This is a genomic window from Nesterenkonia cremea (genome assembly GCF_014642675.1).
Taxonomy (GTDB): domain Bacteria; phylum Actinomycetota; class Actinomycetes; order Actinomycetales; family Micrococcaceae; genus Nesterenkonia; species Nesterenkonia cremea.
The window spans coordinates 60,654-83,676 of the sequence record NZ_BMIS01000003.1; the positions used below are offsets into that span (position 1 = coordinate 60,654).

Below are 23,023 nucleotides of genomic sequence, written 5' to 3' on the forward strand. Positions count from 1 at the left end.
TCAACCGCCGGGAACCTCTCCGTGACCAACACACGACGATGCCGTGTCCACTGGACAAACCCAGTCGCTGCTCCCTCACGGAACCTGTCAGGACCGCTCCACCACCAATCGCCGGGACAGCTCCAGAAGGCGCTGCGCCGAGCCCTCCCAGCTGAAGTCCGAAGCCCTGTCCCGCGCCACCTGCGAGGACGCCTCGAACACCTGCGGATCCTCCAGCCAGCGCACCGCCTGCGCGAAGGCCTCAGGGGCATCCATCCCTACCAGCTGAGCACCGCGTGCCGCAGAACCTCCCGCCGAAGCCGCCGATCCCGCGATCTCCCCGAAGATCGGCAGATCGCTGAGCACCACCGGAGTCCCATGGGACATGGCTTCCACCACCGGCAGGCCGAAGCCCTCCGCCCGGGAGAGCGTCACCAGGGCCGCACTCCGGCGCAGCAGCTCCCGGTAGTCCTCCTCCGCGATGCCGTCGTGGAAGGTCAGCTGGGCCGGCCGCTCGGCCAGCGCGCTCAGCTCCGCCCGGCGCCCCGGTTCAACGGGACTGCACAGATGCAGGGTATAGCCGGGCAGACGGTTTATCCCACGGATCAGACCCTCCACGTTCTTGTACTCCATGAAGGAGCCCATATAGACCAGCTCCTGGGCCGCCCCCTCCGCCGGATCCCGGGGCTGTTCCACCGGCTGAGCCGCATTGGAGATGATCTCCACGGGCCGCCGGGTCAGCCGGTGCTGAGCCATCAGGGTCCGGGTGGTCTCCGAGACGGTGGCCACGGCATCGGCCTGATTGAGCACCACGCGCTGGGGCAGATAGCTCAGGTGATAGAGCCGCCACCCCGCCCGCACCGGAGCAGGCAGGTTCCGGGGCGGGGTCCGGTGCTGGTAGTAGATCAGGTCGTGCAGGGTCAGCACCAACGGGTAACGCCGGCCCACGCTCCCCATGGTCTGCATGGGCGAGAAGACGACGTGGGGCCGGTGCGGGTTGATCTGCCGGGCCACCAGCGGCTCCAGCGCCGAGGTCGGTGAGCTGATCTGCAGATGCGGCAGGTCCGGCAGCAGGTTCAGCTGCTCCGGATCGCTGATCAGCATGGTCACCTCGACGCCGTCCCGCTCCCCTGCCGCGGCCACCGCCTCCACCAGGCTGGCGGTGTAGCGGGAGATGCCGTCATGGACGCGGGTTCGGGTGTACCGGCAGTCGAAGAAGAGTCGCACAGCCCCATTCTTTCAGGCACTATGAGCCCTATGGGTTCAGCGCGTGATGGATGGTCGAGGCAGTATTGGACTGACTCTCCCGGTCAGGGGCGCCTGCGCGAGGTTCCGCGCCCGGCTCCCGGGCCCGGCGAGGTCCTGGTGAAGACCACTGTCTCCGGGATCTCACGCGGCACCGAGACCCTGATCCACCGCGGCGGGGTCCCGCCGTCCATCACGCACCTCATGACCGCCCCGCTGCAGCTGGGCGAGCTGCCCTTCCCCGTCTCCCACGGCTATCTCAACGTGGGCACGGTGCTGGAGGGGCCCGAGGAGCTGTCCGGACGCCAGGTCTTCACCCTGGGCGGGCACCGCGACCACATCATCGCCGCACCCGAGGACTGTCACCCGCTCCCCGAGGGCTGCCCGCCCGAGCGCGCGCTGCTGGCCGGGGGCGCCGAAGTGGCACTCAACGGACTCTGGGAGGGCCAGGTGACAGTGGGTGACCGCGTCGCCGTCGTCGGGGCCGGAATGATCGGGCTGAGCACTGCCCTGCTGGCCGACCGATTCCCGCTGCAGCGCCTGCAGGTGGTGGAGACCTCCCCGCATCGCCGTGAGGCGGCCGCCGGGCTCGGGCTCGACGCTGTCTCACCTGATCAGGCCCAGCAGGACAACGACGTGGTCCTGCACAGCTCCGCCAGCTCCGCGGGGCTGCGCACCGCGCTGACCCTCACCGGCGACGACGGCGCCGTGGTGGAACAGTCCTGGTACGGCACCTCTGAGCAGCAGATCCCACTGGGCGCCGATTTCCACGCCCGGAGGCTGCGGCTCCTCTCCACCCAGGTGGGTGAGGTCCCCCTGCTGCGCCGGCACCGACGCAGCCGTGGCGATCGCCTGCGCACCGCCCTGGACCTGCTGGACCCGCGCTTCGACGCCCTGATCACCGGGCGCTCCCCGCTGGAGAAGTTGCCCCAGGTCATGGACGATCTGGCCGCCGGCGCGGACTGGACCCGGCAGACCATCTGCCATGTCATCGACCACTGAACCTGCCCGCTGAAACCCCACCTGCTGAAAGGACCCCGATGAGCACACGCATCTTCCGCCTGACCGTGGATGACCACATCATGATCGCCCACAGCCTGCAGAGCCCCTTCTTCGGCCCGGCCCAGGGACTGCACGGCGCCACGCTGAGCATCCACGCCACCTTCGAACGGGCGGGCCTGGACGAGCACGGCGTGGTCATGGACATCGGTGAGGCCACCGGCCTGCTGGACCAGGCGCTGGCTCCCCTGCGCTACGCCAACCTGGATGAGCGCCCCGAGTTCGAGGGCACCTACAGCACCACGGAGAAGGTCATCGAGCACATCGCCGAGACCCTGACCTCCCAGCTGCCCGAGGGGCACGGGCTCCGCGCCCTCGAGGTGGAGGCCGAGGAGCATCCCCGTGCCCGGGCCGAGGTGCGGGTGGAGCTGGTGTGACCACGCTGCTCTGGGTGGAGCCGGACCTGGGCACCATCAGCGGCGGCCTGCGTTATAACCAGCAGCTCCGCGCCGCGCTCAACACCTCCGGCGTGCAGAACCCGGTGCTCAGCCTGCCCGGCGATTGGAGCGCTCCCCTCACGGCCGACGGCCCCGGCCTGGTCGCCCAGGTCACCTCCGCCGCAGAAGAGCACGACGCCGGCGCTGTGGTCATCGATGGACTGATCGGCTCGGCCTGCCCTGAGCTCTTCACACCTGCTGAGCCCACCCGCATCCTGCTGGTCCACCTTTCGGCGGCCCTGGCTCAGGAACTGGAAGGTCAGCAGCTGGAGGGCGCAGCCTGTCCTGAGACCCCCGATCCTGAGGTCCTCCGGCGCGAGGAGCTGGCCGTGGAGTCTGCCGATCATGTGATCACGGCCAGCCGGTGGTCGGCCGAGCAGCTGCGCCGGCGCTACGGCCGAGAGGAGATCATCGTGGCGCTGCCAGGGATGGAGCTCAGACCAGAGACCCCAACAGGCCAGACCTCATCAGCTCAGAACCCAGCAGTCCAGAACCGGGAAGCCCAAACCCCCGCCCCGGCCGACCGGCCCATCCCCCAGCTGGCCTGCGTCTCGGCCTTCCTGCCGGTGAAGAACCACCGCCTGCTGGCCCCCGCGCTCGAACCGCTGCTCGACCTCCCCTGGGAGCTGACCCTGGCCGGACCGCACAGCCGCAGCGACTACGGGGGCGAGGTGATCGAGGAGCTGCGGCATCGCCTCCCCGGACGGGTGCGCAGCCTAGGAACGCTGAGTCCTGCGGAGGTCGCCCAGCTGTGGCAGGACACCGACCTGGTGCTGCTGCCCTCGGCAGTGGAGACCTACGGGATGGTGGTGGCCGAGGCCTGTGCGGCAGGAGTCCCCTCCTTCATCCCGTCAGGGACCGGAGCCGTGGAGGCCGCAGGAGAGGCCGGCGTCGTGCTGGATCCGCAGCGGCCGCAGGAGTGGACCGCAGCGCTGCGGCAGTGGCTGAGCAGCTCGGAGCAGCGTGCTGATCTGCGAGAGCGGGCCCGCCGGCGTCGGGACTCTCTGCCGAGCTGGGAGCAGGCGGCGCAGCAGTTCCGCGTCCTGCTGCCTGAATAAGCGTGTGCTGCCCTGATGAGCCGCCGCTGTGAAGACCACAGAAGTGGTCGGGGGTGCGGGACTTGAACCCGCGACCCAAGGATTATGAGTCCTCTGCTCTAACCAACTGAGCTAACCCCCGTGGACCGAGCCCGCCGCCGCAGCGGCAAGGTTCAGCGCCGTCCATCCTATCCGAGCCTGAGAGCCCCGATGCTCAGCACAGGACTGTCAGCACAGGACCGGCAGCGGCTCAGCTCTCGAAGGTCTCCTCGTCATACTGCCGAGTGTGCACCCAACCGGCTCCGCGGTAGAGGTCCTCGAAGGCGCTCATCGTCCGGAAGATGCTGTGCCGGGTGGCCTTCTTCAGGCTGTGCAGGCCCATCGCCATGCGGTCCTCCTCGCTCTGGGTGACCACCTGGGTGAGCTTCTGAGCCAGGTCAGCGGCATCGCCGGGGGCGAAGAGATAGCCGTTGCGGCCCTGGTCCACCAGATGCGGCAGCGCCAAGGCATCGGCCAGCACCACGGGCGTCTGGGCAGACATGGCCTCCAGGGAGACCAGAGACTGCAGCTCAGCGGTGCCGGGCTGGCAGAAGACATCGGCACGGATATAGGCCCGGCGCAGCTCGTCCTCGTCCACATAGCCGCGCAGATGCACCCGGTCCTGCAGGCCCAGGTCCTCGATCTGCTGGTTCAGTCGGTCGCGCTGCTCGCCGTCGCCGAGGATCTCCAGACCGATGTCCAGGGCAGGGTCGGTCTGGGCCACGGCGTCGATCAGCAGGTCCACATGCTTCTCCACCGCCAGGCGACCCACGAACAGCACGGTGGGGCGCTCGTGGCGCTCGATCTGCTCCTTCGGCCGCGGCTGGTAGTACTCCACGTCGATCCCGTTGGAGAGCGGCAGCACATGCTCGAAGCCGGCCTTCTCCTCCATGGTCCGGGCGGCCAGCGGCGTGGGCGTGGTGACCACGGACGCCTTGCCCATCAGCCGGGACATGTCCCGCCAGGAGTTCCGATGGACGATGTTCTTGAACCACTGCGGGAACGGCAGGAACGGGTCCAGGTTCTCCGGCATGAAATGGTTCGTGGCCACTGTCCGCAGCCGGCGCTCCTCCGCCATGAGGATGGCCGCCTTGCCGATCATGTAGTGGCACTGGACATGGACCACATCAGGCTTGATCTCATCCATCAGGCCTCCCATGGCCGGCTCCACCAGCCAGGGCAGGCACAGCCGGTAGTACTCGTGGGTGGGTGCCTTGAAGGAGCGGAACCGGTGGACGGTGGCCTCATCGGTGTGCTGGACGGTGTCCGGGCCGGGCTCATTGCGCGCCGCCGCCACATGGACCTCATGGCCCCGTGCGGTCATATGACGGGCCAGCCGCTGGCAGAACACTGCGGCACCGTTGACGTCGGGCGGATAGGTGTCGGCGGCGATGAGGATGCGGAGCTTCTGCTCGGAAGTCACCATGTACGCCTGTCATCCTCCATCTGGATCAGCTCACGCGGCGGGGGTTCGTCCTTCTGCGACCACTGGCCCCGGCTGCGCGGGGCGATCCCCTCACGGCGCAGCCGGCGGGCCTTGGCATGGGCCTGGACCAGGTAGTCCGCTGACGCCACGATGTGCATCAGACAGCCGGCCGCCAGGATCGCCTCTGCGATATAGACAAGAATGGTACCGCTCAGCCCCGGGGAGTGCGCCAATAGGATCAGCGGGGCGCCCACCAGCAGGCCTGCCGTGCGAAACTTCCCGATCAGCGAGACCGGCAGCTCCGGGGAGCCGCGGAACAGCAGCACGGCGTTGAGGAACAGGATCGCATCCGGGATCACCACGGCCAGCACCACCCAGGGCGGGGCGATGCCGAAGACCACCAGGGTCAGGGTGACGATCGTCAGCGAGAGCCTGTCGGTGAGCGGATCCAACCAGGTGCCCACCACGCTCATCTGGTCGAAGCGACGGGCGATGAACCCGTCCACCCAGTCGGTGGAGCCCAGCACGGCCAAGACCCAGAAGGCCGCAAGATAGCTCCCCTGGGCCACGAGCAGGACGAAGACCGGCACCAGGAGGAACCGGCAGACGGTCACCACATTGGGCACCGTCCAGAACGTATCGCGCACTGTGTACTCGAAGCCCTCCCGGGCTCCGGCACCGATGATCTTCACTCGGGTGAGTCTATTTCTTGGTGAGCTCGCGCAGGAAGACGGCGCCGGCGGCGGTGGAGGCACCCAGCACAGCCAGGGGCTTCCAGCGGGTGGAGACGAACTCGCCCACCTGGGAGTCGTCCTCGGCGGCCGAGGATCCGGCCGCGGAGGCGGCAGGCCTGGAGGAGGCAGACTTCGACGCCGAGGGAGCGGCGTCGTCCTTCGTGGAGGCTGAGCGCACCTTGCCGGTGAGGCCGGAGACGGCGTCGCGCGCCTCCTGCTTCAGGGAGTCCTTGTTGCTGCGGGCGCGGACCTGGTCCTGCAGGGAGCCGATGTGGTCGCGCCGCAGAGCGGTGCGGCGCAGCAGCTCGCGGTAGGTGGGCGGAGTGGGCTCGCCGCCGCCGGGCTGCTTCTTCTCCTCGGCCTTGGCGCGCTTGGCCTCCTCCTTCTGGCGGCGCTTCTCCGCGTCCTGGCGGTCCAGCTCCTTGGGGTCGAAGCTGCTGCCCTGCTTGGCCACGCCGAGGTCCAGACGGAAGCCACGGATGGCGTCCTCCGGCACGAAGGGCAGAGCCTTCTTCAGACGCAGGTAGCCCACCAGGGCGAAGAGCAGCGCGATGATCAGGAAGATGCCGGCCACGATGAGCGCAGCGGCCCAGAGCTCGAAGATGAGCGCAAAGGCCGCGACGGCGGCGATGATCAGCGCCACCACGAGGAAGGCTGCGAAGACCAGACCCACGACCATCAGGGCTGCGGCGATGCCGGCTGCGATGCCCTTAGTCTTCATCTGGCCGATGGCCAGCTGGATCTCGTCATTGATCTGCTTGGGGCCGAGCCTCAGGAGAACCTTGAGGACGTCGAACAACGAAGTCTTCGGAGTGTTGTCCTTGCTCGGCGCGGCATGCTGGGCCACAGGTCGTGCCTCCATCGTGACGGGAGCTGCTGGTCTGGGTGGTTCCAAACTACCACCACCAGCCTGTCGGAGGAGGCACGGGGTCCTCCTCCTGCGAGGTCAGCGCCTCAGCAGACCGAATCGGTGGGCTTGGGGTTGGCCAGGCCCAACCAGGAGCGGACCTTCAGACCGGCCCAGGTGCCGACCAGCGCCGCCGCGGCCCACAGCCAGCCGGAGACCGAGCCGGAGCCGATGCCGCCCAGGTAGGCGCCGATGTTGCAGCCCTCGGCCAGCCGTGCGCCGATGCCCATCAGGATGCCGCCGAAGAAGGCGATGCCGAAGTTCTTCCAGTCGACCTTCCGGGCGAAGGCCCAGGCGCCGCCGGCGGCCGCAGCGATGGCGGCACCGACCATGATGCCGATGTTGGTGAGCGAGTTCTGGTGGGACAGGATCGAGCCCTCAAACATGACGGCCCAGTTCTCCTGCTGCCAGAACTCCCAGGTCTCGGGCTGGAAGCCGAAGAGCTGCAGGAACTTCACGCCCCACAGGGCGAAGGCGTTGGTCACGCCCCAGATACCGCCGGAGACCCACATGACCGCGCCACCGAGCACTGCCAGGACCAGGGCGCCCACCCACATGGACCAGGAGCCGCGGATGGCACGGACCCAGCCGGTGGCACTCGGCGGAGCACCGGTCGGCGGCGGGTTGCGGCGGGCCTGCACAGCCCGGGAGATGGCCACGATCACCAGCAGCACCAGGATGGTGATGCTCCAGCCGCCCACATGGCCGACGTGGTCGGAGAGCAGCACCGGCTCCATGCCCGGCAGATCGGAGACCAGCGGGAAGAAGAACGGCGAGGTGTAGATGACCGATCCGGCGATGAAGCCGATCAGCGTTGGGATCACAGTGGAGTTGCCCGAGCCCACGGCGAACAGCGTGCCGGAGGCGCAGCCGCCGCCCAGCTGCATGCCGATGGCGAAGATGAAGGCTCCCAGGAACAGCCCGACGCCGATGGTGCCGGCATAGGGCGTGGGCTCGTTGCCGAAGCCTCCCCAGCCGGTGGTGAAGAGCAGCATGAAGATAGTGGCGGTGGTGCCCAGCAGCAGCGCGTGGTTGCGCAGCCCCTGACCGTTGCCCACGGCCACCAGCTGGCGCCAGGCGGAGGTGAAGCCGAAGCGCGAGTGGAACAGCGCGATGCCCAGCCCCAGGCCGAGCACGAAGAGCACACCGAAGTAGAGGCCCTGGTTCGCATCGGCCTGCAGCGTGTTGGAGAAGAAGATCCAGGTCAGCAGTCCGGCTGCGAGCAGCAGGAAGATGCCGATCTTGCCGCGCTGGGGCGGATCGGCAGGGTCCGGCGTCGGCGGTGCGACGCAGGTGGGTGCAGGCGTGAACATCGAAGAGTCGATTGTGGTGGGATTGGTCGCCATAACAGGTTCAGCTCCTCGTGGCGGGACACCGCGCGAAGAAGGCGGCCCAAAAATGGTAGAGGACCAAACTTCAGCGCGGCAGGCCGATGTCACACAGCGTCATGGACTGCCGCTGAGCAGGCTCGCAGCCGGGGTGCGGAGGGAGCTGGGCCGCGCTCAGGATCCGGGCGTAGCATGGGGGCGTGTCCGCGCACTTCGATCTCGACGACGACTTCTACGCCAACACCTTCACCGAGGAGGACCAGGCGGCCTTCGAGGCTGAGCCCGAGTCGCCGCGGAAGTTCCTCATCGCCTGGGCGTTGGCGCTCTTCCTGGGACCCATCGGTGCCCAGCGCTATTACCTGGGGCTGATCCCCACCGCCCTGACCAAGACGTTCCTCTTCGGCTGCGCGGCCGTCTTCGTGGTCCTGGACAACGTCAACGTGTCCCTGCTGTTCATGGGTGTGGTCACCGCATGGACCATCGTGGACCTGTTCCTGCTGCTCTCGGGCACCATGCGCGATCAGCACGAGATGCGCCTGACCGGCTTCCAGAAGTTCGCCGGCCCCTGCGCGGCGATCACGGTGATGGTCCTGGTGGGCTTTCTGATCACCGCGCTGGTGATGGGCACCAGCTCCGGGGTCACCGACGGCTGAGCTGGGCTGATTCAGGCGGGGTCGATCTGGCCGACCGGAGTCCGCTTCTCCGCCTGGAACTCATCCTCCACGCGTCCGTAGGCCCAGTAGGCCGAGAGTGACATCCCCTTGCGCGGCAGGCCGCGCTCATCCACCAGGGCGCGGCGGATCTGCTTCATCTGCTCGCGCTCTCCGTGGATGAAGACTTGGATGTCGTTCTCCTGCGGATCGGGCAGCTCAGCGGTGCGCAGGTGCTCTGCCAGCTGCGTGTTCTCCGGGGTGAACTCTCCCCCGCGGTGCAGCCAGACCACCTCGACGCCGACCGGTGGGTTCAGCGGGAGCTCCTCCGCGGAGTCGTGAACCTCGATCACCGCCAGGCCGCGGGCCTGGGGCTGCATGTTCTCCAGGGCGGCCGCGATGGCGGGCAGCGCGGACTCATCACCGGCGAGGAGGTGGAAGTCGGCGTCGCTGCGCGGTGCGTATCCAGCGCCGGGGCCGAAGAAGCTGATCTGATCGCCGGGCTCAGCGCGCTCGGCCCAGGGCCCGGCCATGCCCTCATCGCCGTGGGTCACGAAGTCCACCCAGATCTGGCGCTGCTCACGGTCCACGTGGCGGATGGTGTAGGTCCGGGTGACCGGCATCTGATCCACGGGCAGCTGCTCGCGCAGGGCGTCAAGGTCATAGGGACGCTGGAGGCCGAGTGCGGGATCAGCGAAGAGCAGCTTGATGTATTGATCGGTGCACGACGTGCGCTCGCCTGAGTTCTCGGCGTCGTGGTCGCGGAACTCCATGCCCTCGAAACCCTCGCCGCCGAGGACCAGTCGCACCATATGGGGACTGATCTGCTCGCGGCGGATCACGGTGAGCAGATGCTGGGTACGTGGCTTGCGCTGTGTCATCGCAGTCCACGGTACAGGAAGGTAAACCTTAGTCTAAAAAACGATAGTGGTGTTACCGTTCCTCAGAACGCGGTCCTCGCAGTGCCACTTCACCGCACGGGAAAGTACCGAGCGCTCCACATCGGCGCCGTAGCGGGTCAGCTGAGCGACCTCGTCGGCGTGGGAGACGCGGATGACGTCCTGCTCGATGATCGGACCCTCGTCCAGGTCCTCGGTGACGTAGTGGGCCGTGGCTCCGATCAGCTTCACTCCGCGGTCCTTGGCCTTCTGATATGGGCCGGCGCCGATGAAGGCGGGCAGGAAGCTGTGATGGATGTTGATGATCGGCACGCCCACCCTCTCCAGGAAGTCCTCGGAGATGATCTGCATGTAGCGAGCCAGGACCACGAAGTCCACGTTGCCCTGCAGCAGCTCCAGGTGCTGAGCCTCTGCGGCGGCCTTGTCCCCGTTGACCACCGGGACGTGGACGAAGGGGATGCCGAAGGTGCGCACATCCTCGGCCAGGCCCGGGTGGTTGGAGACCACCATGGCGATCTCCATGGGCAGCTCGCCGCGACGGTGGCGCCAGAGCAGATCCAGCAGGCAGTGGTCGGTCTTGGAGGCGAAGATCGCCACACGCTTGGGCTTATCGGCCTCGGTCAGCGACCACTCCATAGCGAAGCGCTGGGCCAGCCTCTCCTCCACGGCGGCCTCAACCTGCGGCTTGGCGGCCACGAGCCCGGGCAGGTGGAAGACGGTGCGCTGGAAGAAGCGTCCGCCCTCGACGCCGGTGGAGTACTGGTCCAGGCTGATGATGTTGCCGCCCAGCTCCGAGATCAGCTCGGACACGGCGGCGACGATCCCAGGCTGATCGGGGCAGCTGATGATCAGCCGAGCGATGTCCTGACCCTGCGTGGTGGATGAACTCATGGGAACGCCTCTCTATGTCCGCTATGTCATAGAAAAGACCCCCACCCCCAGAGGGGTGAGGGTCTCTCTCCTGCTCCCCCAGCTGGATTCGAACCAGCAACCCCTCGATTAACAGTCGAGTGCTCTGCCGTTGAGCTATGGAGGATTGCGACCAGAAAAGCTTAGCAGGAGATCCGCCGCAGGTAAAAATCCTACCGTCTCCCCTCCGGCTTCCCACTCTGGGGCGGATCAAGCCCGCCGCATGTGTCGGGCTCCTGGAAAACCGCCGCTGAGGAGCGCAGCTCCCGGGGATTCAACCCTTCTGGCGTCAGTCCCGGAGCCAGCGGCCCATGGTCATCACGTCCTGGGGTTCGTATCCCAGGCCGCGGTAGAACTCCTGGACGGCGTGGTTCTCCGCACGGACCATGAGCATGAGCTTGCGGACTCCGCGGCCCTCCAACCACTGCTCCGCGGCCCGGATGAGCTGGGCGCCGATGCCGCGGCCGCGCAGCGCCTCATCCACCGCTACGTAGTAGACCCAGCCGCGGTGGCCGTCCTCCCCCACCAGGGCGGTGCCCGCCACCGACGACGCCGACCCGCCCGGGTCCTCCACCCACAGCACAGTGGAGGCCGGACTGCGCAGCGCCTGCATGCAGTCGGCCACAGGATCATTCCAGGGACGGGTCAGCCCGGCGGTCTGCCAGAGCGCGGCTGCCTCTTCGGCCCGCTCCTCAGGCAGCGGATCCTGGATCTGCACAGTGATCTCCCTCAGGTACGCCTGTTGATCAGCCATCGGCGACCTTCAGGCGCTGACCGGACGGATGGCCAGCTCCTCCACCATGGAGGCCTCGGGCATATCAACGGCCACGCGCACTGTGGCCGCCACCGATGCAGGGGCGATGTAGCGGGCGCCGTCGTAGTCGGTGTTTCCCATGGACTCCTGCATGGCCACCTGCATATCGGTGTCCACACGGCCCGGGTGGATGCTGGTCACGCGGACGGTGCCGCGCTCCTCGGCGCGCAGGGCATCGGTGAAGGCACGCAGGGCGAACTTGCTGCCCGAGTACAGGGCCCCGCCGGCACGGGAGCTGTAGCCGGAGCCGGAATTGATGGTGATGACCTGACCACGGGCGGCCCGCAGAGCCGGAAGACTCAGACGGGTCAGCTCAGCCACGGCGAAGACGTTGAGCTCGAACATCTTCCGCCATTCGGCCAGCGGCGCTTCCGCCACTGGGCGCATCCAGGCCAGACCGGCCGAATGCACCACTACGTCGAGGGTCTCGACGCCGGCCTGCTTCCAGGCCACGGCAAGCGCCTCGGCGTCGGCCAGATCAGCCAGGAAGGGCTGCGCCGTACCGCCGGCGGCCTGGACCTCGGCGATGACGGAGTCCACTCGGGCGGCGTCGGTGCCGCCGATCAGCAGGTGATGGTCCTCGGCCAGGTCCAGCGCCACAGCGCGGCCGATGCCGCGGGATCCTCCGGTGACCAGTGCTGTCTTCGTCGTCGTCATGTGCCCACCCTAACCAGCCAGCGGTTCAGCGCGGTGTAACAGTCGCGGATCTGGGAGGCGGAGACGTGCTCGTCGTCGGTGTGGGCCAGCAGGGCGCTTCCGGCGGAGAAGTTCACAGCGGGCACCCCCAGTGCGGAGAACCGGGCCACATCGGTCCAGCCGTACTTCGGCATCGGGTCTCCGCCCACAGCGCGCAGGAAGTCCTGGGCGGCCGGGTGGTCCAGGCCCGGACGGGCACCCGGGGAGGTGTCGGTGATCTCGGTCTGCTCATCGGCCACGCCGGCGCTGCGCAGCACCTCGCGGACGTGCTCGTGGGCCTGCTCCTCGGTCTTGTCCGGGGCGAAGCGGTAGTTGATCTCCAGGACGCACTCATCCGGGATGACGTTGCCGGCGATGCCGCCGGTGATGGACACGGCGTTGAGCCCCTCGCGGTAGGCCAGCCCGTCCACATCCACGGTCTTGGGCTCGTAGGCCTCCAGGGCTGCCAGCACGGAGGCGGTGCGGTGGATGGCGTTCTGTCCCATCCAGGCTCGGCCCGAATGCGCGGCCGCTCCGGGGATGGTCACCCGCAGGCGGCAGGTGCCGTTGCAGCCGCCCTCCACCAGGCCGTCGGTGGGCTCCAGCAGGACTGCGAAGTCGGCCTCCAGCAGCTCCGGGGAGCTGCGCAGCACCCGGCCCAGGCCCGATTTGGAGGCCTCGACCTCCTCATGGTCGTAGAAGACCCAGGTGACATCGCGCTCCAGGCTCTCCCCCGCGGTGACCGCCTGGGCCACGTCGGCGGCCAGCTTCAGCTGCAGCGCCACACCGGCCTTCATATCGACTGCGCCGCGGCCGTAGAGGATGTCCTCGCCGTCCTGGACCTCCCACGTGGGCGGGACGGTGCCGCGGGAGCCCTCAGTGGTGGGCAGCGGAACGGTGTCCAGGTGACCGGCCAGCACGATCCGCTGATCGGCGCCGGTCTCGGTGCGGGCGATGACCGTATCGCCGTCGCGGTGGATGGTCAGGGGGCCGAGGGCACCGAGGGCGTGCTCGACGGCGTCGGCCAGTGCGGCCTCCTCGCCGGAGACGGAGCAGCAGGCGATCAGCTGCTCGGTCAGCAGCGCGGGATCGCCGGCCAGATCGAGCTGGGGAGCATCAGGTGACATGGCTCCAGCCTAACCGGCACGAGGCGCGGTCTCGCCTTATAGGATGGGGCCCATGAGTACTGAGAACGCATCCCGGATCGCCTCCGGCCACGGACTTGCCACTGTCACCACCGACGGAACCGTTCTGGACACCTGGTTCCCGGCCCCCGCACTCGCTCCGCTGAGCGAGAACACCGGCTCGGAGATCCTGGCCGATCTCGAGGGCGCCGTGAGCGAGGACGCCGGCCGCGGCGTGACCACCAAGGTGGTCTCCGCGGAGGCGAACCTGGATGAGGAGGCCGCCAGCACCGAGGACGTGTGGCTGCGCCTGCACCTGCTCTCCCACCGCCTGGTCCAGCCCCGGACCATCAACCTGGACGGCATCTTCGGCCACCTGACCAACGTGGTGTGGACCAACTTCGGCCCCTGCGCCGTCGAGAACTTCGAGACCACCCGCCTGAAGCTGCGCAGGCGCGGCCACGTCACCGTCTACAGCATCGACAAGTTCCCGCGTCTGGTGGACTACGTGACGCCGAAGGGCGTGCGCATCGGCGACGCCGACCGCGTCCGCCTGGGTGCCCACCTCGCCGAGGGCACCACCGTCATGCATGAGGGCTTCGTGAACTTCAACGCCGGCACCCTGGGCACCTCCATGGTGGAGGGCCGCATCTCGGCCGGTGTGGTCGTGGGCGACGGCACCGATGTGGGCGGCGGCGCCTCCATCATGGGCACCCTCTCCGGCGGCGGCAAGGAGAAGATCACCCTGGGCGAGCGCGTCCTGCTGGGCGCCAACGCCGGTGTGGGCATCTCCCTGGGCGATGACTGCCTGGTGGAGGCCGGCCTCTACGTCACCGCCGGCACCAAGGTCTCGGTGCTCAACGATGACCGGAGCGTGACCGCCGTGGTCAAGGCATCCCAGCTCTCCGGCGTTCCGGAGCTGCTGTTCGTCCGCGACTCCACCTCCGGTGCAGTCCTGGCGAAGCCCCGCAAGGGTCAGAAGGTGGAGCTCAACGAGGCTCTGCACAAGAACTGACCCACCCCTCTATGACGCCGAGGAGAGACGAACGCCCTGTGGTGGCGACCCGCGAGATGGCCCGGCGCAAGCGACGGCGTCGGGCCCTCGTGGCCCTCGGGGTAGGCGCCGCAGTGGTCGCCGGGACCGGCTACGGCGCCTGGCGCTTCATCGATGACAACGAGTACCTCCTCGAGGAGGGCTGCTCGGTCACCGTGGGCGGAGAGGACTTCAGCCTGACCCCGGAGCAGGCCCGCACCGCCGCCGAGCTGAGCGCCGCCGCGGCGGACCGCGGCCTGGACCCGGAGGCCGCGGTGGACGCCGTCGCGATCTCTATGCAGGAGAACGAGCTCACAGCCCGCGACCTCGACGCCGAGGAGCAGGCCGCCGCACAGGAGGCCGCAGACGCCGAGGCCGAGGAGGGCGAGGAGCCCACCGAACCGGACCCCGAATATTTCGCCCGCGGCGGTCCGCAATGGGACAACGGCGGCGAGCAGACCCACGGGACCCCCACCACCGTCCCGGAGTTCTTCTCTGCGCTGGAGGAGACCGAGGGCTGGAGCCCTGAGCTGGACATGGAGGAGACGGCCGAGCTTCTGGACCGCCCCCACAACGCCAGCTTCTACCCGCAGCACGAAGACCTGGCACGGGCCTTCGTCACCCCGCTGACCGGTCAGCAGCCGGTGGATATGAACTGCGAGATCGCCCAGCAGGACGCCCCCGACGCCGACCCCGAGGGCTACGCCGAGAACCTCACCGCCACCTTCCCCAACCTGCTGGGTGAGGATGCCGTGGAGGCCACCGAGGACGGCGTCGTGATCACCGTTCCGGAGTCCGATGAGGCGGAGCAGGATCTGGAGTGGATGCTCGCACACTGGTCCCTCGCCGTGGCCCGCGACTACGGAGTCCAGGACGTCGGCGCCGGCGCCTACACCTGGCAGCGCGACTCCGCCACCTGGGACCGCACCCCCACCGCCGAGGAAGGCACCGTCCATCTGGACTTCACGCGCGACGAGGACTGATCGTTTTCGTGCTGCCGCCCGCGTTCCGACGCCGAGGCGGTACTCTCGTCGGCGAAACCCCTCGCTCACACAGGGACCCTGGAGAGTGCCACCCCGGCCCCCTAGTGTGATCAGATGAGACCGTTATACGGCCCGACCTGCCCGGAATGACGCCACTATCTGATCACACCCCACCCGCGCACGACGCCGGTCGGCCCAGACACAGGAGAACCCCGCCTCACCCTGTGGTGAGGCGGGGTTCTCTGCAGCTCTGGGCGGCTGGGTCACCGGGGAGAGCGGATCAGCTCACGCCGGGTAGTCGCGCTGGCCCTCGCCGATGTAGATCTGGCGCGGGCGGCCGATCTTGGTGGCAGGGTCGTTGATCATCTCGCGCCACTGGGCGATCCAGCCGGGCAGACGGCCCAGGGCGAAGAGCGGGGTGAACATCTTCTCCGGGAAGCCCATGGCCTTGTAGATGAGGCCGGTGTAGAAGTCGACGTTCGGGTAGAGCTTGCGCTCGATGAAGTAGTCGTCCTCCAAGGCCTTCTGCTCCAGGCGCTGTGCGATCTCGAAGAGCTCGTCGTTGCCGCCGAGCTTGTTCAGGAGCTGATCGGCCAGACCCTTCACCACGCGGGCACGCGGGTCGTAGTTCTTGTAGACGCGGTGGCCGAAGCCCATCAGGCGGACGCCGTCCTCCCTGTTCTTGACCTTCTCCATGAAGGCCTCCGGAGTGACGTCGCCGCCCTGGATCTGGCGCAGCATCTTCAGCACGGCCTCGTTGGCGCCGCCGTGTGCCGGGCCGTAGAGGGCGTTGATGCCCGCCGAGATGGAGGCGAACATGTTCGCCTGGGAGGAGCCCACCAGGCGCACGGTGGAGGTGGAGCAGTTCTGCTCGTGATCGGCATGCAGGATCAGCAGCACGTCGAGCGCGCGGGCGACCTCGGGGTCGATCTCGTACTGCTCGGCGGGCACGCCGAAGCAGCCGCGCAGGAAGTTCTCCGTGATGGAGAGGTTGTTGTCCGGGTAGAGCATCGGCTGGCCCACGGACTTCTTGTAGGCGTAGGCAGCGATGGTCGGAACCTTGGCCAGCAGACGGTAAGTGGAGCGCTCGACCTGCTCGGCGTCGAAGGGATCCAGCGAGTCCGGGTAGTAAGTGGACAGCGCGGAGACCGCCGAAGAGAGCACCGGCATCGGGTGGGCGTCACGGGGGAAGCCGGAGAAGAAGTCCTTCAGCTCCTCGTGCAGCAGCGTGTGCCGGCGGGTGACGCTGTCGAAGTCGGCCAGCTGCTCCGCGGTGGGCAGGTCGCCGTGGATCAGCAGGTAGGAGACCTCCAGGAAGGTGGAGTTCTCCGCGAGCTGCTCGATCGGGTAGCCGCGGTAGCGCAGGATACCCTCGTCACCGTCGATGTAGGTGATCGCGGACTTGGCGTTGGCGGTGTTCATGAAGCCGGGGTCGTAGGTGACGGCACCGGTGGTCTTCAGCAGTGGTCCGATGGCGAGACCGTCGTTGCCTTCGACGGCATTCTCCACGGGGAGATCAAGATCGTGGTCCTGATAGTGCAGCTTCGCTGCTGTCTGCTCAGTCATGGGTCTCCTTATCAGACACACACAGATAGGGCTCGGGTGCGGGGCACTTTACTGAACAACCTACCTGTTACCTGTGCCATAGTGCTACTTGCATTACACAGCGGCGAATCAGCTGGTCAGGCGGCTGACAGCGGCCTCTATGCGCTCGTCAGTGGCCGTCAGTGCGACCCTGATATAGCCGTTGCCGTGCTCGCCGTAGAAGACGCCCGGACCGACCACGATCCCTCGCTCAGCCATGCGGGACACCAAGCTCCAGGTGTCGGCCGCAGTGGCCGCCGAGGGGTCGGTCTGGGCATCTCGGCACCACAGGTAGAGACCGGCCACGGAGTGCTCGATCTCCAGACCTGCCGCCTTCAGCGCGGGCACGAGCCTCTGCCGGCGCGCCCGGTAGAGCTCGCGCTGCTCCTCGACGTGCTGCTCATCGGTGAGCGCTACGCGCAGCGCCTCCTGGACCGGTGCGGGCATGATCATCCCGGCATGCTTGCGGGTGTTGACCAGACCGGCGATCAGCTCGGGGCAGCCGGCGGCGAAGGCCGCGCGATATCCGGCCAGGTTGGACTGCTTGGAGGCGGAGTAGACCGCCAGCAGCCCGCCGTGGTCCGGCGTCCCCTCCTCGGATCCGCTGACCCGCGGGTCCAGCACGGAGGGGACGTCCTCCACCTCCCAGGGAAGTTCGGCGTAGCACTCATCAGAAGCCACCACAGCACCGATCCGCCGGGCCAGCGCGACGACCTCGCGCATCCACTCGGCGCTGTCCACGCGTCCGGTGGGGTTGCCGGGAGAGTTCAGCCAGATCAGCTTCACCCGCTGCAGGATGTCCTCGTCGAGCCCCAGCGGATCCTCCACGGCCATATGCCCGGCTCCGGCGATCTGTGCGCCGATGTCGTAGGTCGGGTAGGCCACCAGCGGGCGCAGGACCAGGTCCCCCTCCCCCAGGCCGAGCAGCGTGGGCAGCCAGGCCACCAGCTCCTTGGAGCCGACAGTGGGCAGCACGGCTTCCGGATCCAGCCCGGGAACACCCCGACGCCGGGCGAACCAGTCCGCCACAGCCTCACGCAGCTCACGGCGTCCGTGGGTGGTGGGGTATCCGGGGGCGTCGGCGGCGGCGGCCAGGGCCTCGCGGACCACCGGCGGGGTGGGATCCACAGGAGTGCCGATGGAGAGGTTCACCGCACCGCCGTCGTGCTGTTCGGCCTGCTCCTTATACGGAGCCATGGCGTCCCAGGGGTAGTCAGGCAGAATGAGCACGCTCAGTGCTCCTGCGGCGGGAGGGCGGCGATGATCTCGTGATCCTTCTCGATCAGGCCGAGCTTGGCCGCACCGCCGGGGGAGCCGACGTCGTCGAAGAACTCGACGTTGGCCCGGTAGTACTCCGACCACTCCTCGGGAAGATCATCCTCATAATAGATGGCCTCCACGGGGCAGACGGGCTCACAGGCCCCGCAGTCCACGCATTCGTCCGGGTGGATGTAGAGCGACCGTTCACCCTCATAGATGCAGTCCACCGGGCACTCATCGATGCAGGCCTTATCCTTCAGGTCCACACAGGGCAGGGCGATGATGTAAGTCATGGACTCCTCTGTCTTTCGAGGGTTGGGGTGCGCGGTCCAGTCTACCGAGGTTGCGCGCTCTGCTGCACCGCATGTGATGCGACGTCGCGCACCAGAATCCACTTGATGAGGATCATCGCCAGCAGCGCGACGCCGGCGCTGCCCAACCACCACAGCGCTGAGGCCAGAGTGGGGCCGGGCAAGGCATCCATCGTCTCCGCGCTCATGGGCACCATCAGCTGGTCCGGGCCGGTCCACATATAGGCCAGGGTCACCACGGTGAAGGTGGTGATGCCCATGACCGTGGACTCTGCCAGGGAGCCGGTCTGCAGGCCGATCCACAGTTGGGCCATGAACGCGATCAGCAGCGCGAGCCCCGCTCCCCACAGGATCGGCGTGCCGTCTTCGACGGTGCCGATCATGATGATGTTCCCGTGCAGGGCGGTGCCGAGGATCCCCAGGATGATTCCTACGGAGAACGCCACACCCATGAGCGCCGGGCGGAAGCGGGGCTGCTGCTGAGACATCAGGACTGTGCTGCGTTCTTCCTCTTACGGGCTTCCTTCATGCGCTCGGAGGAGTCCAGGGTCACCTTGCGGATCCGGATGTTCTCCGGGGTGACCTCCACGCACTCATCCTCGTTGGCGAACTCGAGGGACTCCTCGAGCGTCAGGCGGGTGGGCGGGGTCAGGCCCTCGAAGGAGTCGGCAGAGGCTGCACGCATATTGGTGAGCTTCTTCTCCTTGGTGATGTTGACCTCCATGTCCTCGTTGCGCGAGTTCTCGCCCACGACCATGCCCTCGTAGACCTCCTCCTGGGGATCCACGAAGAAGGTTCCCTTGTCCTGGAGGTTCATCATGGCGAAGGGAGTGGCGGTGCCGGCGCGGTCGGCGACCAGCGAGCCGGAGTTCCGGTACTCGATGTCGCCCTTCCAGGGCTGGAAGCCGTCGGCGTAGCTGGAGGCGATGCCGGAGCCGCGGGTCTCGGTGAGGAACTTGGTCCGGAAGCCGATGAGACCGCGGGCAGGCACGGAGAACTCCATGCGGATCCAGCCGGAGCCGGTGTTGGCCATGGTGTTCATGGTGCCCTTGCGGCCGGCCATGAGCTGGGTGATCGCGCCCATGTACTCCTCGGGGGCGTCGATGGTCATGGCCTCCATGGGCTCATGCAGGGTGCCGTCGATCTCCCGGGTGACGACCTGCGGCTTGCCCACGGTCAGCTCGAAGCCTTCGCGGCGCATCTGCTCCACCAGAATGGCCAGGGCGAGCTCGCCACGGCCCTGGACCTCCCACATGTCGGGACGGTCGGTGGGCAGCACCTGGATGGAGACGTTGCCGATGAGCTCCTGGTCCAGGCGGTCCCTGACCTGCCGTGCGGTGACCTTGGCGCCCTTGACCCGGCCGGCCAGCGGCGAGGTGTTGATGCCGATGGTCATCGAGATGGCGGGGTCATCGACCACGATGTTCGGCAGCGGTTTGGGGTTGTCCAGATCGGTCAGGGTCTCACCGATCATGATGTCGCTGATGCCGGCCACTGCGACGATCTCACCGGGCCCGGCCGACTCGGCGGGCACACGCTCCAGGCCCTTGGTGGCCAGCAGTTCGGTGATCTTCACCGTCTTATGGGTGCCGTCCTTGCGGGCCCAGGCGACCTGCTGGTTCTTCTTCAGCGTGCCGTTGAAGATGCGCAGCAGCGCCAGACGGCCCAGGAAGGGTGAGGCGTCCAGGTTGGTCACGTGGGCCTGGAGGACCTCTTCGGCGTCGTAGGTGGGGGCCGGGACGTGCTTCAGGATGGTCTCGAAGAGCGGCTCCAGATCCTCATTCTCGGGCAGCCCGCCGTCGGCAGGCTGCTCGATGGAGGCGCGGCCGGCCTTGCCGGAGGCGTAGACCACTGGGACGTCCAGCACGGAGTCCAGGTCCAGGTCCGGGTTCTCCTCGGCCACATCGGAGGCCAGGCCCAGCAGCAGGTCCATCGTGTCGGAGACGACGCCGTCGATCCGTGCGTCAGGACGGTCGGTCTTGTTGACCACCAGGATCACCGGCAGGTTGGCGTTGAGCGCCTTGCGCAGCACGAAGCGGGTCTGCGGCAGCGGGCCTTCAGAGGCGTCGACCAGAAGCACGACGCCGTCCACCATCGACAGACCGCGCTCGACCTCACCGCCGAAGTCGGCGTGGCCGGGGGTGTCGATCACGTTGATCGTCACCTGCTCGGCGCCGGCCTGCTCCTGAGCGTGGGGGCCGGAGTAGAACACCGTGGTGTTCTTGGCCAGGATGGTGATGCCCTTCTCCTTCTCCAGCTCGCCGGAGTCCATCACCCGCTCTTCGTTCTCCCCATGGCCGCCGTAGGCCTTGGTCTGGGTCAGCATGGCGTCGACAAGGGTGGTCTTGCCGTGGTCGACGTGGGCGACGATGGCGACATTGCGCAGGTCCTGGCGCTCATCGGTGCCGGTCTGGGCCAGCGCAGCATCAGTGGTCATAGAAGAAGAAGCCTTCCGAAGATAGAGGTGAGCGGGCGCCCCTATGACAGGGACACCCGCTCAAGTGTACTGCTGTTCTGCAAATGCCTCAGCTGGCGACGACGTCCTCGTTGGTGTCGGCGTAGTGGCAGGCGGCCAATTGGCCGATCCCCGGGTGGAAGGTGAGCTCCGGCTCCTCGGCCTCACAGAGCTCAGTCGCCTTCCAGCAGCGGGTCCGGAACCGGCAGCCCGACGGCGGATCCGCCGGGTTGGGCGGATCCCCCTTCAACACGATCTGCTCGCGCTGTCCGCGCAGCGTCGGATCCGGCACCGGCACCGCGGAGAGCAGCGCCTGGGTGTAGGGGTGGGCCGGGCCGGAGTAGATCTCCTCGTCCAGGCCCAGCTCCGCCAGACGGCCCAGGTACATCACGCCCACGCGGTCGGAGATGTGGCGGACCACGGAGAGGTCGTGGGCGATGAAGATGTAGCTGAGGCCGAACTCCTTCTGCAGATCGTCCAGCAGGTTCATCACCTGGGCCTGCACCGAGACGTCCAGCGCGGAGACCGGCTCGTCCAGGATGATCACATCCGGGTTCAGCGCCAGACCACGGGCGATGCCGATGCGCTGACGCTGACCGCCGGAGAACTGGTGCGGGTACCGGTTGATGTGGTCTGGGTTCAGGCCCACGACCTCCAGCAGCTCCTTGACCCTGTTGCGAATCCCCTGGGCCGGCTTGGCCTCCGGGTGCACCTTGAAAGGCTCAGCGATGATGTCGCCCACCGACATGCGCGGGTTCAGCGAGGTGTAGGGGTCTTGGAAGATGATCTGGATCTTCCGGCGCAGCCGTCGCAGCTGCTCACCCCGCACGGCGAGGAAGTCCTCGCCGCGGAAGAAGATGGAGCCGGCGTCGGGCTGCTCCAGGCGCATCAGCAGCTTGGCCAGCGTGGACTTGCCGCAGCCGGACTCGCCCACGATTCCCAAGGTCTCTCCTCTGCGCAGCTGGAAGCTCACATCGTCCACAGCCTTCACCGCGCCGATCTGGCGCTGGAAGACGATCCCCTGGGTGATCGGGAAGTGCTTGACGAGGTTCTCGACCTCCAGCACGGTCTCTGCGTTCTCGAAGGGATCACGCGGGCTCATTCTGGGCCTCCTCGCTCATCGCATGGATCTTCTCCGCGTGGTGGCAGGCGGAGCGGTGCCCGGGGGCGATCTCGCGCAGCTCGGGCCGCTCCTCGCGGCACAGCTCGGTGGCGAATTCGCAGCGCGGGCTGAAGGGGCAGCCAGGGGGCAGGGCTGTCAGCGACGGCGGCAGCCCCGGGATCGCCTTGAGCTTCTCCCCCTCGGCGTCGATGCGCGGGATCGAGTCCAGCAGCCCCTTGGTGTAGGGGTGCGCCGTGCGCGCATAGATGGTGTAGACATCGGCGGACTCCATGACCCGGCCCGAGTACATCACCGCGATCTTATCGGCGACGTCGGCGACGACACCCAGGTCATGGGTGATCAGGATCAGTCCCATGCGAGACTCCATCTGCAACTCCTGCAGCAGGGACATCACCTGGGCCTGGACGGTCACGTCCAGAGCGGTGGTGGGCTCATCGGCGATGAGCACATCCGGATCCAGGGAGATGGCCATGGCGATCATGATGCGCTGGCGCATACCGCCGGAGAACTGGTGTGGGAAGTCCCACACCCGCTTCTCCGCGGCGGGGATGCCCACCTTCTGCATCATCTCCACGGCCCTCGCCCGGGCGTCCTTGCGGTTGAAGCCCAGGTGCACCCGGAACATCTCGGCGATCTGCCAGCCCACCGGCAGCACCGGGTTCAGCGAGGACAGCGCGTCTTGGAAGATCATCGAGATGTCCATGCCGCGCAGCTTCCGCCGCTGCTCCTCCGGCATCTGCAGCAGGTCCTCGCCGCGGTAGCGGATCTCTCCGCCGGCGATGTGACCCGGGGGCATGTCCAGGATGCCCATGATGGTCTGGGCGGTCACAGATTTGCCGGAGCCGGACTCACCCAGGATGGCCAGGGTCTCCCCCGAGTGCAGGGTGAAGTTCAGCCCGTTGATGGCCTGGGCGACGCCGGCCTTGGTGCGGAATTCGACCTGGAGGTCACGGACCTCCAGCAGCGGCGCGTCGTCGACGACGTCGTTCGGGATATCAGCAGTCATGAGCGC

At 67.6% G+C, this 23,023-nt stretch carries 23 protein-coding genes and 2 tRNA genes; 6 read left to right on the forward strand and 19 right to left on the reverse strand.

Features of this window, described 5'->3' with window-relative positions; translation table 11 throughout:
* Nucleotides 1-87 precede the first annotated feature (87 nt).
* Nucleotides 88-1,206: a glycosyltransferase family 4 protein gene (locus IEW85_RS04495; protein WP_188683124.1), complete on the reverse strand. Its 1,119-nt coding sequence runs from the start codon at nucleotides 1,204-1,206 to the stop codon at nucleotides 88-90.
* A gap of 30 nt (nucleotides 1,207-1,236) precedes the next feature.
* Between IEW85_RS04495 and IEW85_RS04500 the strand changes: the two genes are divergently transcribed.
* Genes IEW85_RS04500 through IEW85_RS14545 form a run of 3 tightly spaced genes read left to right on the forward strand, consistent with a single transcriptional unit; the run spans nucleotide 1,237 to nucleotide 3,778 of the window.
* Nucleotides 1,237-2,226 (forward strand): zinc-dependent alcohol dehydrogenase, encoded by a 990-nt coding sequence (locus IEW85_RS04500; protein ID WP_229658792.1) that lies wholly within the window; start codon nucleotides 1,237-1,239, stop codon nucleotides 2,224-2,226.
* Nucleotides 2,227-2,264: 38 nt separating this feature from the next.
* Complete coding sequence (locus IEW85_RS04505; RefSeq protein ID WP_229658793.1) at nucleotides 2,265-2,660, forward strand: 6-pyruvoyl trahydropterin synthase family protein; 396 nt, start codon at nucleotides 2,265-2,267, stop codon at nucleotides 2,658-2,660.
* Nucleotides 2,657-3,778 (forward strand): glycosyltransferase family 4 protein, encoded by a 1,122-nt coding sequence (locus tag IEW85_RS14545; protein ID WP_188683128.1) that lies wholly within the window; start codon nucleotides 2,657-2,659, stop codon nucleotides 3,776-3,778. The genes IEW85_RS04505 and IEW85_RS14545 overlap by 4 nt, the downstream gene beginning before the upstream one ends.
* Nucleotides 3,779-3,822: 44 nt before the next feature.
* Here IEW85_RS14545 and IEW85_RS04515 read toward each other — a convergent pair.
* The 5 genes from IEW85_RS04515 to IEW85_RS04535 all read right to left on the reverse strand — a co-directional run bounded on the left by IEW85_RS04515 (nucleotide 3,823) and on the right by IEW85_RS04535 (nucleotide 8,176).
* A tRNA-Ile gene (locus IEW85_RS04515) sits at nucleotides 3,823-3,899 on the reverse strand.
* A 108-nt stretch (nucleotides 3,900-4,007) separates the two neighbouring features.
* A complete protein-coding gene (locus IEW85_RS04520) occupies nucleotides 4,008-5,222 on the reverse strand; it encodes a glycosyltransferase (RefSeq protein WP_188683130.1) in 1,215 nt (404 codons plus the stop codon).
* The gene (locus IEW85_RS04525; protein WP_188683132.1) at nucleotides 5,216-5,914 is read right to left on the reverse strand and encodes a CDP-alcohol phosphatidyltransferase family protein; all 699 of its coding nucleotides are present in this window, start codon (nucleotides 5,912-5,914) and stop codon (nucleotides 5,216-5,218) included. The genes IEW85_RS04520 and IEW85_RS04525 overlap by 7 nt, the downstream gene beginning before the upstream one ends.
* Nucleotides 5,915-5,924: 10 nt before the next feature.
* Complete coding sequence (locus IEW85_RS04530) at nucleotides 5,925-6,818, reverse strand: phage holin family protein (protein WP_188683134.1); 894 nt, start codon at nucleotides 6,816-6,818, stop codon at nucleotides 5,925-5,927.
* A gap of 92 nt (nucleotides 6,819-6,910) precedes the next feature.
* Entirely contained in the window at nucleotides 6,911-8,176 is a 1,266-nt protein-coding gene (locus IEW85_RS04535) for a YeeE/YedE family protein (RefSeq protein WP_188683137.1), read from the reverse strand.
* Nucleotides 8,177-8,391: 215 nt separating this feature from the next.
* On the opposite strand from IEW85_RS04535, the gene IEW85_RS04540 reads away from it, so the two are divergent.
* Complete coding sequence (locus IEW85_RS04540; RefSeq protein WP_188683139.1) at nucleotides 8,392-8,844, forward strand: TM2 domain-containing protein; 453 nt, start codon at nucleotides 8,392-8,394, stop codon at nucleotides 8,842-8,844.
* Between the two features lie 11 nt (nucleotides 8,845-8,855).
* On the opposite strand, the gene IEW85_RS04545 is transcribed toward IEW85_RS04540, so the two are convergent.
* The 6 genes from IEW85_RS04545 to dapE all read right to left on the reverse strand — a co-directional run bounded on the left by IEW85_RS04545 (nucleotide 8,856) and on the right by dapE (nucleotide 13,265).
* Nucleotides 8,856-9,722 carry a siderophore-interacting protein gene (locus tag IEW85_RS04545; RefSeq protein ID WP_188683141.1) on the reverse strand — a complete coding sequence of 289 codons (867 nt, stop codon included), beginning with the start codon at nucleotides 9,720-9,722 and terminating at the stop codon, nucleotides 8,856-8,858.
* Nucleotides 9,723-9,755: 33 nt separating this feature from the next.
* Nucleotides 9,756-10,631: a formyltetrahydrofolate deformylase gene (gene purU, locus IEW85_RS04550; protein WP_188683143.1), complete on the reverse strand. Its 876-nt coding sequence runs from the start codon at nucleotides 10,629-10,631 to the stop codon at nucleotides 9,756-9,758.
* Between the two features lie 73 nt (nucleotides 10,632-10,704).
* Nucleotides 10,705-10,776 (reverse strand) — tRNA-Asn (locus tag IEW85_RS04555).
* A 162-nt stretch (nucleotides 10,777-10,938) separates the two neighbouring features.
* Complete coding sequence (locus IEW85_RS04560) at nucleotides 10,939-11,403, reverse strand: GNAT family acetyltransferase (protein WP_188683145.1); 465 nt, start codon at nucleotides 11,401-11,403, stop codon at nucleotides 10,939-10,941.
* Between the two features lie 9 nt (nucleotides 11,404-11,412).
* Entirely contained in the window at nucleotides 11,413-12,120 is a 708-nt protein-coding gene (locus IEW85_RS04565; protein ID WP_188683147.1) for an SDR family oxidoreductase, read from the reverse strand.
* Nucleotides 12,117-13,265, reverse strand: a complete 1,149-nt coding sequence (dapE, locus tag IEW85_RS04570; RefSeq protein ID WP_188683149.1) for a succinyl-diaminopimelate desuccinylase — start codon at nucleotides 13,263-13,265, stop codon at nucleotides 12,117-12,119. The genes IEW85_RS04565 and dapE overlap by 4 nt, the downstream gene beginning before the upstream one ends.
* Before the next feature lie 52 nt (nucleotides 13,266-13,317).
* Between dapE and dapD the strand changes: the two genes are divergently transcribed.
* Nucleotides 13,318-14,277 (forward strand): 2,3,4,5-tetrahydropyridine-2,6-dicarboxylate N-succinyltransferase, encoded by a 960-nt coding sequence (gene dapD, locus IEW85_RS04575; RefSeq protein ID WP_373286542.1) that lies wholly within the window; start codon nucleotides 13,318-13,320, stop codon nucleotides 14,275-14,277.
* Between the two features lie 11 nt (nucleotides 14,278-14,288).
* Nucleotides 14,289-15,278, forward strand: coding sequence for a hypothetical protein (locus IEW85_RS04580; protein WP_229658794.1), 990 nt, complete (start codon nucleotides 14,289-14,291; stop codon nucleotides 15,276-15,278).
* A 285-nt stretch (nucleotides 15,279-15,563) separates the two neighbouring features.
* Here the strand turns inward: IEW85_RS04580 and IEW85_RS04585 are convergent, their stop codons facing one another.
* The 7 genes from IEW85_RS04585 to IEW85_RS04615 form a co-directional block, all read right to left on the reverse strand.
* Nucleotides 15,564-16,844: a citrate synthase gene (locus IEW85_RS04585; RefSeq protein ID WP_188683155.1), complete on the reverse strand. Its 1,281-nt coding sequence runs from the start codon at nucleotides 16,842-16,844 to the stop codon at nucleotides 15,564-15,566.
* Nucleotides 16,845-16,952: 108 nt separating this feature from the next.
* A complete protein-coding gene (gene dapC, locus IEW85_RS04590; protein ID WP_188683157.1) occupies nucleotides 16,953-18,092 on the reverse strand; it encodes a succinyldiaminopimelate transaminase in 1,140 nt (379 codons plus the stop codon).
* Between the two features lie 2 nt (nucleotides 18,093-18,094).
* Nucleotides 18,095-18,415, reverse strand: coding sequence for a ferredoxin (gene fdxA / locus IEW85_RS04595; RefSeq protein WP_188683160.1), 321 nt, complete (start codon nucleotides 18,413-18,415; stop codon nucleotides 18,095-18,097).
* Nucleotides 18,416-18,456: 41 nt separating this feature from the next.
* Nucleotides 18,457-18,921, reverse strand: a complete 465-nt coding sequence (locus IEW85_RS04600) for a hypothetical protein (RefSeq protein WP_188683162.1) — start codon at nucleotides 18,919-18,921, stop codon at nucleotides 18,457-18,459.
* Nucleotides 18,921-20,870: a translational GTPase TypA gene (typA, locus tag IEW85_RS04605; protein WP_188683164.1), complete on the reverse strand. Its 1,950-nt coding sequence runs from the start codon at nucleotides 20,868-20,870 to the stop codon at nucleotides 18,921-18,923. The genes IEW85_RS04600 and typA overlap by 1 nt, the downstream gene beginning before the upstream one ends.
* An 88-nt stretch (nucleotides 20,871-20,958) precedes the next feature.
* Entirely contained in the window at nucleotides 20,959-21,990 is a 1,032-nt protein-coding gene (locus tag IEW85_RS04610) for an ABC transporter ATP-binding protein (RefSeq protein WP_188683166.1), read from the reverse strand.
* Nucleotides 21,977-23,017, reverse strand: coding sequence for an ABC transporter ATP-binding protein (locus IEW85_RS04615; RefSeq protein WP_188683168.1), 1,041 nt, complete (start codon nucleotides 23,015-23,017; stop codon nucleotides 21,977-21,979). Before IEW85_RS04615 ends, IEW85_RS04610 begins: the two co-directional genes overlap by 14 nt.
* Nucleotides 23,018-23,023: the final 6 nt, after the last annotated feature.